The sequence below is a fragment of the Fibrobacter succinogenes genome (assembly GCF_902779965.1).
GTDB lineage: Bacteria > Fibrobacterota > Fibrobacteria > Fibrobacterales > Fibrobacteraceae > Fibrobacter > Fibrobacter succinogenes_F.
This window is the reverse complement of record NZ_CACZDK010000023.1, coordinates 27,408-40,186: the sequence shown is the minus strand read 5'-3', so window position 1 is coordinate 40,186 and position 12,779 is coordinate 27,408. Positions and strand designations below refer to the sequence as shown.

General features: G+C 48.3%; 12 protein-coding genes, 1 tRNA gene and 1 pseudogene. 7 read left to right on the top strand and 7 right to left on the bottom strand.

Annotated features, from left to right (window positions below):
* Positions 1-620 precede the first annotated feature (620 nt).
* From HUF13_RS11415 to HUF13_RS11395, 5 genes are all read right to left on the bottom strand, one after another.
* Positions 621-694, bottom strand: a tRNA-Pro gene (locus HUF13_RS11415).
* 101 nt (positions 695-795) lie between these two features.
* Positions 796-1,251, bottom strand: a complete 456-nt coding sequence (locus HUF13_RS11410; protein WP_173389920.1) for a Smr/MutS family protein — start codon at positions 1,249-1,251, stop codon at positions 796-798.
* A 285-nt stretch (positions 1,252-1,536) separates the two neighbouring features.
* Positions 1,537-2,514 carry a lauroyl acyltransferase gene (locus tag HUF13_RS11405; protein WP_173475248.1) on the bottom strand — a complete coding sequence of 326 codons (978 nt, stop codon included), beginning with the start codon at positions 2,512-2,514 and terminating at the stop codon, positions 1,537-1,539.
* Positions 2,515-2,605: 91 nt separating this feature from the next.
* Positions 2,606-3,943, bottom strand: coding sequence for a UTP--glucose-1-phosphate uridylyltransferase (locus HUF13_RS11400; protein ID WP_173475247.1), 1,338 nt, complete (start codon positions 3,941-3,943; stop codon positions 2,606-2,608).
* A gap of 208 nt (positions 3,944-4,151) precedes the next feature.
* The gene (locus HUF13_RS11395) at positions 4,152-5,246 is read right to left on the bottom strand and encodes a phospho-N-acetylmuramoyl-pentapeptide-transferase (protein WP_304039110.1); all 1,095 of its coding nucleotides are present in this window, start codon (positions 5,244-5,246) and stop codon (positions 4,152-4,154) included.
* A gap of 280 nt (positions 5,247-5,526) precedes the next feature.
* Here HUF13_RS11395 and HUF13_RS11390 point away from each other — a divergent pair, with 280 nt between their 5' ends.
* Together HUF13_RS11390 and HUF13_RS11385 are read left to right on the top strand one after the other, a co-directional pair.
* Entirely contained in the window at positions 5,527-5,907 is a 381-nt protein-coding gene (locus HUF13_RS11390) for a hypothetical protein (RefSeq protein ID WP_173475245.1), read from the top strand.
* A gap of 123 nt (positions 5,908-6,030) precedes the next feature.
* Positions 6,031-6,651, top strand: a complete 621-nt coding sequence (locus HUF13_RS11385; protein ID WP_173475244.1) for a LysE family translocator — start codon at positions 6,031-6,033, stop codon at positions 6,649-6,651.
* A 51-nt stretch (positions 6,652-6,702) separates the two neighbouring features.
* On the opposite strand, the gene HUF13_RS11380 is transcribed toward HUF13_RS11385, so the two are convergent.
* A complete protein-coding gene (locus HUF13_RS11380) occupies positions 6,703-7,659 on the bottom strand; it encodes a bifunctional oligoribonuclease/PAP phosphatase NrnA (protein ID WP_173475243.1) in 957 nt (318 codons plus the stop codon).
* Between the two features lie 117 nt (positions 7,660-7,776).
* On the opposite strand from HUF13_RS11380, the gene HUF13_RS11375 reads away from it, so the two are divergent.
* Entirely contained in the window at positions 7,777-8,622 is an 846-nt protein-coding gene (locus tag HUF13_RS11375; protein ID WP_173475242.1) for a Cof-type HAD-IIB family hydrolase, read from the top strand.
* A gap of 183 nt (positions 8,623-8,805) precedes the next feature.
* Here HUF13_RS11375 and HUF13_RS11370 read toward each other — a convergent pair whose 3' ends face one another.
* On the bottom strand, positions 8,806-9,960 hold the full coding sequence (locus HUF13_RS11370) for a DegT/DnrJ/EryC1/StrS aminotransferase family protein (protein ID WP_173475241.1): 1,155 nt from the start codon (positions 9,958-9,960) through the stop codon (positions 8,806-8,808).
* 435 nt (positions 9,961-10,395) lie between these two features.
* Between HUF13_RS11370 and rpsT the strand changes: the two genes are divergently transcribed.
* From rpsT to HUF13_RS11350, 4 genes and pseudogenes are all read left to right on the top strand, one after another.
* The gene (gene rpsT, locus HUF13_RS11365) at positions 10,396-10,656 is read left to right on the top strand and encodes a 30S ribosomal protein S20 (RefSeq protein ID WP_012820070.1); all 261 of its coding nucleotides are present in this window, start codon (positions 10,396-10,398) and stop codon (positions 10,654-10,656) included.
* Between the two features lie 235 nt (positions 10,657-10,891).
* A pseudogene (locus HUF13_RS17595) lies at positions 10,892-11,482 on the top strand (ATP/GTP-binding protein); the annotation flags it as partial.
* Positions 11,483-11,871: 389 nt separating this feature from the next.
* Positions 11,872-12,297: a roadblock/LC7 domain-containing protein gene (locus tag HUF13_RS11355; protein WP_173475239.1), complete on the top strand. Its 426-nt coding sequence runs from the start codon at positions 11,872-11,874 to the stop codon at positions 12,295-12,297.
* A gap of 9 nt (positions 12,298-12,306) precedes the next feature.
* Positions 12,307-12,774, top strand: coding sequence for a hypothetical protein (locus HUF13_RS11350; RefSeq protein WP_173475238.1), 468 nt, complete (start codon positions 12,307-12,309; stop codon positions 12,772-12,774).
* Positions 12,775-12,779 lie beyond the last annotated feature (5 nt).

The window sequence follows — 12,779 nt, the reverse complement described above, 5'->3', positions numbered from 1 at the left end:
GATGGCAGTAAACTCAGTTATTAATAAATACTTAATAGTTCAAAATACTTTTGCGATAAGATTGTTGAACGCTGTGGCTATAAAAAGGCTGGTGGAAGGTGCGTAATCTATGCAACAACAGCCTGATTACAGAAAAATTCCGACTTTTGCGAGATAAGATAAAATCCTCACTTGCGTTTCGGATTTTACCCTTCGGGTTACGCCTAGCGGCGTAATCTCTAAATCACGCGATATTCGCTTCGCTCTCGGGGCGATTTAGTGACGCCTACGGCGTCCGCTGCATCGGCTTGTTCATGCCATCCCGCTAGCGGTCTGTCGCGACGCTCGCCTCGCTGCTACTCGAACTCACTTCGTGAGTTCTTCATCTCGGTGATATTCGGATATAAAAAGAAACCACCCTGATGGGTGGTTCCTTTTTTATCGGAATAGCGAGATAAGACAAAATCCTCACTTCGTTTCGGCTTTTGCCCTCCGGGTTACGCCATGCGGCGTAATCTCTAAATCACGCGATATTCGCTTCGCTCTCGGGGCGATTTAGTCGAACTCACTTCGTGAGTTCTCATCTCTCGGAATATCAGTATAAAACAAAAAGACACCCTCATGGGTGTCCTTTTGTTTTATCGGAATAGCGAGATTCGAACTCACGACCTCTTGCTCCCGAAGCAAGCGCTCTACCAGGCTGAGCTATATTCCGTTTTGTTTTTGTCTTGACGGTTCGTCGTTGACGCGCACAATTATAGTTAATTTCGATTGACTTTTAAAGGGGTCAGGGCAAAAAAAGTGAAAATTTTTCGATTATTTTTTCTTTTTTGCGGGTTGCGGGTGCGGTTTGCCGATTTTCATAATGCTAGAGCCGGCGTTGTCGGGTTCAACTTTGTAAAATACGACTCTATTTTTCCATTCAGAACGGACTTTGCGGTCGATGATGCGCTTGACGTTTCCGTATTCCGGGTTGCCACCGCCATGAATGACGCGCAAAACGCTGAGACCTGCGATGAGCAAATCGTCGATGCGGCGCTCAACGGCTTCAGCGGCTTCTTCGGAGGTGAATCCGTGAAGGTCGATTTCATCTTCGGGGTTCGGGAGTTCCCAAGCGGCGGGGTTGCGGCGCATTTTCTTGCCACGGGTGGCACGCTGGGGTCTCGCCTCGGCTTCGGCTTCCGCCTGGATTTCGGCAAGTTCATCTTTGTCTTGCATGGGGTGGTTCTTGATCCACTCTAATTGAAATTCTTCATCTGCATTTAAAGGCATTGTTATTCCTGCTTTTTAGTGAAATATAAAAAAAGCAACCTCAAATATGTTGAATTTCATAAACGGTAAAAGTGAGAAAATCTGTTAAATTAGAAAAAAGAAAAGAATCGTATAGAGAATAAAAGCGTCGGCCATAACCTTTAAAGGCGAGTGCCGCGACCATACTTGTATGGTCATGGTCGAGCCGTATGGTTGGCGCTTGCGCCAGGATGGGTTTTAGATTTTTCCGAGCTGGGGCCCCGCCCGCATAAAGTGCTATTTACGTTTAAATAAAGATAAAGACTTTTATCTTATAAAATTTCCGTGGTAATTCCAGCTCCACTGTTCGGGGTGTTCGGCTATCCATGTTTCGACTTCGTGCGCGATGGCGGTGACGAGCGCGCTTTCTGATGGCGTGGCATTTTTTACGCTTTGATCGTATAATCTGGCGGACGTCTCGCGGCCATGTTGTATATCGAATTTAGGTGGGTAATAGCTTTCGAAACGGATGACGATGCGTTTCTTTTCGCTCCACGTGCGGAATGTGACGATTCCTGCGCCCATTTCGTTTATTTTTTGCGGAAGGCGTAAGTAGAGCGTGCTAGGGCGGCCGAATAGCGATACCGTGTTCCCTTTGGTGTGCTTGCCTTGATCGATGACCATCGCGAGAATGCCTTTGGTGCGGAATAGTTCCCGGATGAGGCGACCTGTTTCATCGGGGTGGTATTCGGTGAGGTGCTTGTCGCTGCGGAGATTCTTGAGGACTTCGCGGAAGGCGATGTCGCCGACGGAGTCGGTGATGAGGTGGACGTGTTCGCTGTAACGGCAGAGTGCGCGGTGCAAAAGTTCGAAGGCACCTTGATGAATGCTAATGCCGGCAATGGGGGCGTTTTGATTGGCGCAATCTGCGATGGCGTTGCGGATGATGTGTTCGTTTTCGTACTCGATTCGTTTTTCAACGTTTTTGAAACGGGCGAGTCCGCGGTACGATTCTAGTGCGTTCCAAAAGATGCCACGGAATGTGTCGCGCGCATTTATTGTCGCAAGCGCTTTTGGGTGCGGGCTTTTTATATCGCGCGGCATCTTGTTGGTGCCGTTGTTTTCTCTTGCCTCGTATTCCTTTGCTGCGGCCAAGTGCTTTTCCACACGCCCATACGCACGCTCCTTGTGGAGCGCCTTGTAAATCGGGAATACAACAGCGAAAAGAACAGCGTAAAACGCATCCGGCAAACGCAGCAGAATGTTGATTAGGAATTTGTACGTTATGACTTTTGCTCTGTGCATTCGCTATAAAAAGGAGATGCCCGCACAGTGGCGGGCATGACAAATCCTACTTCCTACCGCCTACTTCCTACAGTCTACTGCGCCGAAGGCGCTAATCCTCTTCAAATTCCAGAATGTTTCTGCCGAGTTCGCGGTCAAAAACGCTCTGCTTGAGGCCTTCGCCAGCGTAGCTGATTGTCGGCGAGATTTCGTACAACTTCTTCTCGTCAATCTTCACGTGTGCCTTGCGGAGCCATTCGCGGTGGAGCTTGCCAATCATGGTGCGTGCGGTCTTCGGAGAATCATTGCCTTCGGCATTCTTGACCGGGCTGAATTCTTCTTCGCGCACAACGCCGAACGGGAGCATGGAACCCAACTGCGGGAATGCGTCAAAGAGGAATTGTTCGAACTTGAAGCACTTTTCGATGCCGCAAACGGTTTTGCGTGCGGTGTGCCACGGGAGCTTGCTTGTCTGCAACTTGCGAAGTCCGCTAATTTTGAACAAGTGAATCGCGATGTTGCCACCGTCGAACGTGAGGCTGCCATCGGCGTTCGTCATGTCACGGAAGTTTTCCGGAAGGTCGCTGTATTCGACAACGCCCGGCTTTTTGTTCTGGAAGGCGAAAATGCCGACTTTTTCGTTCGGGCCTGCTTTGTGCACGACCTTCGAGGCGCTGAGAATCGTGCCTTTTTCGGCGAGGGCGCCAATGAATGCCGGGTCGCAAATGCGGCAAAGAGCGTTATCGACGCTATAGAGGAACACGTATTGTACGCCGCGTTCTACAAGCCAGGCGAGCGTGCCGCTTTGGGCGAGTGCGCGGAAGCAACCGCCGTTTCCATCGGGCACGAGAGCCAAATGATCTTCGCCGTCGCGGACTGCCTTGCCGTCAGCGGTGAGGGCGCAAATCGTTCCCTGCTGGAAGAATCGGATGTCTTCGCGGTTTAAACCAAAGAAGTTGTTTTCTGCAAAAAAGTTGACGGTCGCTTCGTGATTGAGCGGGCTCGTCATGATGCACCACGGAATGGCGTGGCCCACACGGGCGCCCAAGTTGCGCAAACGTTCCGCCTGCAACTGGAACAAACTCTTGTGGCTCGGAAGGCCGATGTCGAACATGCCTTTGGGACCATCGAAACCGAGGCGCGAACCTTGACCACCTGCAACGAGGAATGCGGCAACTTTACCCTTGCTTAAAAGAATCTCGCCGGTCTCTTTCCAAAAATCGTAACGGAGGTCGTCGGTAGCGAGTTTCCACGGCATCGGGGTGAGGTCCGCAGAAACGTTGTCACTCAAATTTGCGGCTGATTTTTCGGCATGCAAAGCCTTGAGTTCTTGCCAATCCTGGCTTAAAATATCGCGTTCCAAATTTGCGCGGGCTTCGCCCGTCAAAGTTTCCAAATGTTGGGCCAATTCCTGCTGGCCTGCGGCGTTCAAAGTTTCGATGATATTCATGCGATGAAATATAGAATGTTGCTCGGACTTGTTATGATGGATTATTTTTTTGAATCCGCATACGACGAAGGCAGTACGAAGGATTAAAAAATCGAATTGTTCCCAAAGTAAAAAAGCCCCGCTTTGCAGGACTTTCAAGTAACTATTAACTGATAATTAGTAACTGCAGCGAAGCTCGACGAGCACTTAAGTCACAGTCTACTTCCTACTACCTAATTCCAAAGAACACGACCATGCTGAAGATGAGGGCGAAGATGCTCACCAAGTGCATGCGCCACACGATTTTGGAGTTCATGAGCGGCTTGCTCGGGAAGCGTCCATCCCATTTCTTTTGGTAATGGTGGTGGAGCGGGGCGCAAAGGAAAATGCGCTTGCCGGTGCCGGTCGTCTTTTTCGTGATTTTGAACCAAGTAATTTGCATGAGCACGGAGCATGCTTCGGCGATGATGATGATGCAAACGATGGGGAGGAAAAGCCCTGCTTGCACGAGAATGAACATAATGCCGATAGTAGCGCCAAAGCCGACGGAGCCGGCGTCACCCATGTAAATTTCGGCCGGAGGGCTGTTGAACCACAGATAAGCGAGCAGCGCGCCTGCAATGGAGGTCGCCAGCGGGAAAAGTTCGTCGCAGCCGGGGAGGTACGGTACGCTCAGGTACTGGCTAAAGATAAAGTTTCCGCTCACGTAGGCTACAAGTCCAACGAAGAACATGCTGGTAAGAATCGGCACAGAAACAAGACTGTCGAGACCGTCCGTGAAGTTCGTTCCATTTGCAGATGCTGCGATAACGAATGTCATGAATGCCACGAAAATCCAGTTGGGGAGGTGGATTTGGAACACATCGATCGGGCAGAACGGAATGGTGAGGTCGCCCTTGAGTTCGGGGATGAACTTGTAGCAGAAAACGGCAACGACAAAACTGAATAAAAAGTAGAGGATCAGTCGAAGGGTGCTGGAAATGCCGTCGGCCTTGTCCATGTATTCGGCGGCTTTGAGCTTTCCTTGGTTGATAAGGCGCTTGGCGCGGACTTTGGCCATGTCGTCGGTAGCGCCCACGGCGCTGAACAGCGCTAGAATGACGAGTGTCGAGATGGTGTAGCCGTTCATTTGGCATACGAGCAATGAAACTACTTCAACAACGATAACGAGAAGGAGACCGCCCATGATAGGTGGTGATTTTGTCTTGCCGTCTTTGTCAAAGTCGCTGGTGGCGTCCAATCTCTGCAAAAAACGGATGTACTTGGGCATAAAGAATAGCACCAAGATGATGGAAAGCATGGCGGCGGCACCCGCACGGAACAAACGGCCGTCGAAAAGATCAATGTTTGTTGTTTGATATAGCCAGTGGCAGAGCATATTTTAGGTTTGTGGTATGAGCTCGGGCTTCGCCCTTTGGGGTCGCTTCGCTTTGATGTTGGGTTTGCAATCTGAAAAGTTCAGCTTTCTTATTAGGCGAAAAATGTTATTTGGTTTTTATATAGAAAAAATGTATAACGGGTTCACAAAACGAGATGGACTGCGTAAAAATAAAATATTGTAGTTGTGTTGGCTAGGAATTGTAAAAAATTCTAGATTTTGGAATATGAGTGAAATGGATATCGAATGCCCGCATTGCGGAACGAAATTTAAGGTCCAAATAGACGGAGACTTCTCGAACATGATGGTGTTCCCATGTGCTCGGTGCCAGACTCCCTTGATGTGCTATCATGGGGAGGTTTCGGAGCTTGACCGCGAGGAATTTACGAAGTTACGCCAGAGGCTTTCGAAAGTCCTTGATGTCGTGATGCGTCAGGATGGTACGGTGGGCGAGGTGGCGAACACCCTCAGGAAACTCGTGGAAGTTTCGAACAATCGTGCTGAAGAACGTGAGCAAAATCACACTCGTATTACAGACGATGTCCTGGATAGCCTGCAAAAAGACCTCAACGAAATGGATGTGGACGAGTTCTTGAGCAAGTTGTGATTTGCACCTTCGGTGCAGTTCCAAGTTTCAAGTTACTAGTTACTAGAAATTTTTATATTGTTGTCTCTATTAACTAAATTCTAGTAACTAGCCCGAAGGGCGAAATAACTATTAACTACTAATATGCTTGAATTCTTTATCGCTGCTCTTGTAATCGGTATCGCTCCGGGACCTGATAATTTATTTGTGCTTGCGCAAAGCGCTACGTATGGGGCGCGCCTTGGTTTTTGCATTATTTTAGGGCTTTGTACTGGAATTGCTTTGCAAATTTGCCTTTTGGTGGCTGGCGTTTCGGCGCTGATTGCCGCAAGCCCGACTGCTTTTTTCGTGATCCAGTGCCTTGGTGCTGCGTATTTGTTGTACCTCGCGTACAAGAGTTTTGGCGTGAAAGTCGGAACCGTGGAGATCGAGGGCGATGCGACAGAATCCAACAACATTCCGTCTGCTCGCAAGCTTTACTTCCGTGGGGTCATCATGAACATGACGAACCCGAAGGTGATTCTCTTTATTCTTTCGCTTATTCCGCCTGCGGTGCGTTTGGATCGCCCAATCCATCCGAGTCTGCAAATGGCCATCTTTGGTGCCGAATTTATCGTGGCGACGATGATTGTTTTCGGAAGTATTGCTCTTTTGGCAGGAACGGTCAAAAAGTACCTTTTGACTTCTCCCAAGGCAAACCGCAACCTCAACTGGTTCAGCGGCTGCGTGTTTGTGCTTTTGGCAATTGCGTTGTTTGTCATCTAAAAAAGCCAGCCTGTTTAGGCTGACCTTTTGTAATTTTTGATAAAATAACTTTTAATTTTGTAGTTGTTCTTGAATAAGTTTCAAGAGCTTTGTAATGGTTTCTTCTGGGCTATCTTTGGAGCTTCCGCCTGCAGCGCGCACGTGACCGCCTCCACCAAAATTCTTGGCGATAGCGTTAACATCGACTATATAATTGCTACGCAAGCTTATTTTGTTTTCTCCGTTTACAGGATACAGGAATATAGCGACTTCTGTGCCGCTTACTTCGCGTAATGTATCGATGACGTTGCTCAATTCGACCGGTGTTACGGAGTAGCGGTCCATGTCTGCAGGAGTGAGGTAGCTGTAAACAACTTTCCCATCGAGCGCAAGTTTGCTTGTCATCATCACGTATCCTGTAACAAGAGTTTGGATGTATGTTCTTGTATAATATGTTTCGTTGATGATTCTCGTGAAGTCGATACCTTTTTCGAGTAAATTACCGATGGCGTCCATCGTCCTTTGCCCGGTGCTGCTGAACTTGAACGCGCCAGTGTCGTGTACGATTCCTAAATAAAGGCATTCGGCTGTGTCTTTGCTGATCTTTTCTAGATCGAGCATGTAGTACAGCACTTCGCATGCGGAGCTGGCCTTGGCATCGACGTAGTTCTCGGAACAGAGATTCATCGGGTTACTGATGTGGTGGTCGATGTTGCAAGTTTTGCGGGCTGTCTTGATGCAGGGTTCGCCGTTGGCGCCGATGCGTTCAAAAGAAGGCGTGTCTATAAGGAACGCCAAATCGAAAGTGCCGCATTCCTCGTCATATATTTCGTTGGTGTTGTTGGAGTTGGCGAGAATTTTGTAGTTCTCGGGGAACCGTTCCAAGAACAGGTTGACTCGAATTGCCGGGTAGTTTTCCTTGACGTAATTGTAAAGTCCAAGGGTGGAGCCTAAACAGTCTCCGTCGGGACGTACATGCCCGAATATGGCAACGCTTTTCACGTCTGTAAGTAAATCATCGATTATCATACGTATGAATATAGTAAGATTTCGTTGCTGGTCAATAGTTAATTGCTATTGCACTTTAATTCAGTGATGGCGCTTATATTCGTCAAACAACTACCAGCTAATAACTAAATTTGCCTCATGAAACTTCTTTTTACTGATTTAGATGGCACGCTTCTTGATGATGCAAAGAATATTAGCGATGCCGACATGACTGCAATCCATACGATGATTGCCGCGGGGCACAAGTTCGTGATGACAACAGGACGCCCGCTTACCAGTGTTAAGCGGATTGCCGAAAGGTATGGATTTTTGAAGCCTGGATATTTTCTGGTGAGTTTTAATGGTGGACTAATTTACGATTGCGGTTCGGGCGAGTCTATTTTGACGCGTCGCATCTCGGTCGAGCAAGTCAAGTATATCATGGACGAAGCGCACAAGCGTGGTATGCATGCGCACACTTACGCTGGTGATTTGGTCGTCTCGGAATACGAGACCGAACAGCTCAAGACGTATTGCCGCCTGATGCAAATGGATTATGTTGTTGTAGATGATATCCGCAATTATTATGGTGGGGTTAATTGCAATGATGGCCCCATCAATGTGGTGGTCAAGCCGCCAATCAAGGTGAATGTGATTACGCCGTTTGAACATTCGAGTCTTGTGGATTTCCGTGCCGACATGCGAACGGTCACGGCGGGCAAGCTGTTCGATGTGTTCAGCAAGCCCGAAATGCTGGAGTTCTCGCACATGCTTTCGAATAAAGGTGCTGCCGTGCGCTACATGGCTGACTTCTATCACGAGCCGATTGAAAATACGATTGCCGTGGGCGATGAAGAAAACGATTGCCCGATGATTGAGGCTGCTGGTGTTGGCGTTGCAATGGCGAATGCGAGCGAGGCGGCAAAAGCGGTTGCAAATTACGTAACGGAACGCGACAACAACCATTCGGGCATTGCCGAAGTTATTGAAAAATTTGTGCTGTAGGGTTTTGGGCTATGAGGTCGGGGCTAAAGCCCCTTTGGGGTCGCTTCGCTTTGGGCTGTGAGGTCGCCTTGCTTTGCAAGGCTTTGAGCGTTTCTAATTACAATAATCTCAAAGGGAGCCGTCGGCGACCGAGCTCATACCTCATACCTGAAAGGGCCGTAGGCCCGTGCCCATATCTCATACCTACATTACTCTCTTAAGTCCCGCAATAATCTCTTCTACATTCGTAAACGCGCACATGGGGAGGCTCACGACTTTTTTGCAGGCTTCAATGGCGTTGCTGGCGACGCAATCTTGTGATATGCTGTTGCTCTCGTGCGTTTGGGCTAGCTTTTTAAAGCATGGCTGTTCGTGCAATGGAGCGGGGTAGTGGATGCAGTAAGGAATTTGTGCTTGCTCCAACAGCTTCAAAAACGCCTCGCGATTATCGGCTAGCACGGTGTATTGCGCATAAGTGCTCGTGTTGCCGTGTTCGATTTTTTGCGGAACGATTTTCGCGGCAGCTCCTTTGCTTAAACTGCTCGAATTTGTGCGATTATTGTATTCTGCAAAAAAATCATCGTACTTGCGGGCGTTTTCGCAGCGCATTTTTAGCTCTTCGTCCAGATGGCGGAGCTTAACGCGTAGAACTGCTGCTTGGATGGCATCGAGTCTGCTGTTCATGCCACAGATTTCGTGGACGTAGCGTGTGCGACTCCCATGGTTTGCAATTAGGCAGATTTTTTGCGCAAGTTCATCGTTGTGCGTGAAGAGTGCGCCGCCGTCGCCGTAGCAACCGAGCGGTTTTGCTGGGTAAAAACTCGTGATGGAAATGTCTCCGAACGTGCAGGCGGATGTGCCGTTTTGCTTGGCTCCGAAAGCTTGTGCAGAGTCCTCGACAAGCCAAAGCCCATGCTTTTTAGCGATTTCCTTAATCTTGCTGTAGTTTGGGCATTGGCCGAACAGGTTCACCGCGATGATCCCGCGCGTTTTTGCTCCGATTAATGCTTCAACGCTCTCTGCGCTCATCTGGAGCGTTTCGGCGTCAATGTCTGCAAATTTCGGGATGCCACCGAGTCTCATGACGCATTCGGCGGGGGCGATAAACGTAAAGTCGGGAACGATGACTTCGTCTTCCGGTTCAAGCCCGAGCGCCAAAAGGGCGATGGTGATGGCGTCCGTTCCGCTTCCGCAGGTAATAACGTGCTTTGCGCCGGTATATTGACCGAGTTCCGCTTCGAGGGCTTGGACCACAGTTCCACCGATGTAGCACCCGCTGTCCAAAACGTCTTGTTCTGCCTTTAAAAATTCAGATTTGTAAGCTTCTCGTTGTGCACGTATATCAATAAACGGAATCATGCGGGTAAATATAGAACTTAGAGCTTAGAACTTAGAACTTAGAAAAGGTGTTAGGTAATAGGTATTAGGGGTATGAGGTCGTGCTTTGCACTTTGGACGATGAGCACGCTTCGCTTTGGGGCTATGGGCACGGAGCTAAAGCTCCTATGAGGTCGCTTCGCTTTGGGCATTTCTAATTACAATAACCTCATACCCCAAAGGCACGCAGTGCCGAGCCCATACCTCATACCCCATACCTTCACTGGATCCTTCGTTACACTCAGGATGACAATTCAGCCAACTGTCTACCGTCTACTTCCTACTGCCTACTGTTTACCAGCCACTAACCACTAACCACTATTAACTGCGGCTTTGCCGCACCCCTTGACAACTTTCAAACTTTTACTATCTTTGTGCTAACATTTTTTAAGTAGGTTTTCACCCGGAGATTTTAAGGTGCCTCAACACAAGTCTTGCAAAAAGCGTTTGCTCCAGGCCGAAAAGGCCAACGCAATGAACCGTTCCACTCGTAGCGCTATCCGTGCTAGCCTCAAGGTTATCCGCACTGCTGCTACGAAAGCTGCCGCCCTCGAAGAAATGCCGAAGCTCTTCAGCATGCTCGACAAGGCTGCCGTTTCTCACCGCGCTGGTTTCTGCGCCAACCGTGCTGCCAACTACAAGGCCAAGGTTGCTAAGGTCATCAACGGCCTTGCTTAATTAAAGTCTTCTTACAGATTTTAAACGAAAAGAACCGATATACATAAGTATATCGGTCTGTTTTGTTATTTACGACTTGCGAAAAAAGTATGAGAGAATGATAGCTTGAAACTTTTTTTTCTTGATTTTTAGGCGAAAATTTGTGATTTTAGTTAAAAAAAGCCCAAAATAAAAAATTTTTTTTTGATTACGAAACTTTTTTACTAGATTAAGTATTGGGTTTCAAGGAATTATAATGTCGTCTATTAATTTTGCTACAAGAGAGATTAGTTGTAAGGTCGTTTACTATGGACCTGGTTTGAGTGGTAAAACCACAAATCTTCAGGTGATCCATCAGAAAATGCCTCAAGACAAGCGTACCGACATGGTTTCGCTTGCAACAGAAGGTGATAGAACCTTGTTCTTTGACTTTTTGCCATTGAACTTGGGCGACATCAAGGGCTTCAAGACTCGTTTCCAGCTTTACACTGTTCCTGGTCAGGTTTATTACAACAGTACACGTAAGCTTGTTCTTCGCGGTGTCGATGGAATCGTCTTTGTCGCTGACTCCCAGCGATCACGTCAGGCTGAAAATTTGGAAAGCCTCCAGAACTTGCGCCAGAACTTGCAGGACTACGGCATGAACTTGGATGATATCCCGTTTGTGTTGCAGTACAACAAGCGCGATATGGAAAATGTTTTGACATTGGATGAAATGAACGAGCAGCTCAATCCGGACAAGAAAATTCAGTTCTTTCCGGCGACGGCTCACAATGGTAAGGGTGTCGTCACGACGCTCAAGACTATTGCAATGCTCGTTATCGAAAAGTTCAATGTGAAACAGGGATTCTTGCGCAAGGCCGCTGGTAATGCGACTACCGCTGCAGCTCCGACTGCCAGTGATGCTTCGGCCGAACGTGCCGAAGCGGCTACTTCGCAGAATGATGCTGCCGCTACGCCTCCGCAGCAGCCGACTTCGCCGTTCCGTATGCCTTCGTTTGCCGCAAAACCGCAGGCGAATGCTGCGAACTCCGGCGGTGCTGGTTCGGGGTTATTCCAAAAGGGCGCTATGTCCTCGCCGTTTGCGCGCCCACGTGTTGCAACGGCTGTTCCTAGAATGCCAACGTTTGGCCGCCCGGTTGAAAAACAGGCGCAGTCGGATGATGATGATGAAATTGTCTTGCGTCCGTACAAGCCAAAAGAAAAGTAAAAGTTTTTTTGATTGTGGTTTAAAATATGAGCGATTATACAATTTATTCTGATGATGCTAACAAAGTGCGTCGCTTGATGACTGCCTACCAGGCAAGTGTCAAGTGCGAATATGTTGTTCTTTGCCATCGTGATGGAAATATCATTGCCGATGTGGGTTCTTTAGGTTCCGATTTAGACGCAACTCCTCTTGCTGTCTTGAGTATCGCTGCCTTCGATTCCTCTCGTCAAATTGGTATTATGCTTGGTGGCGAAAAGTTCCTGTCCGTTTCGTTTGCGGGCGAGAACCATTCTGTTTATATTTCCCCTGTAGATCAGTCACTTTTGCTCGTTCAAGTCTTTAAGGGTGGAAAACTCCCGAATCGTATCGAAGACTTTAACCGCCTGCTAGTCGAAAAATTGGAGGACGCCGTTCCTGCATTTACGCAGAATACGAGCAGTCTTGTCCGCTAGGGGGTGTCTGTGGCTGGTCGGTTTCCGCCACTGAGAAACTTAAGAAAGACTACTGTTATCGCAATAGCCTTTTTTTTAGGTTTCTTTATTCACCGTGTCGTCACGATTTTTGTCGATGACGAAGTCAGTTTTACGGATAATTCCGATATCGAACTTTCGCCTGCGAACAGCGTTGTTTGCAGGCATATCGTGAACGGGGAGCCTTTTGGTTCTGATAGCGTTTTTGAAGAGAATACGAGACTTTATGTGTTTTCGTCTATTACAAATTCTGCTCGCTATCAAGAAGACACGCTTTTCCATATTTGGTTTTTGGGAATTGATACGATTTTCGTGGAACCTTGTAACCTTACGGGGGATGTTTGCAGTTCAATGCTTGCCTCTGATTTGGTCGAGCTTGGCGAATGGAGTGTCGATTTAGTGGCGGGCCGCAAGTTGCTTGCCAGTAGGCAGTTCCGTGTTGTGACCCCTTCCCGGTAGTCTTG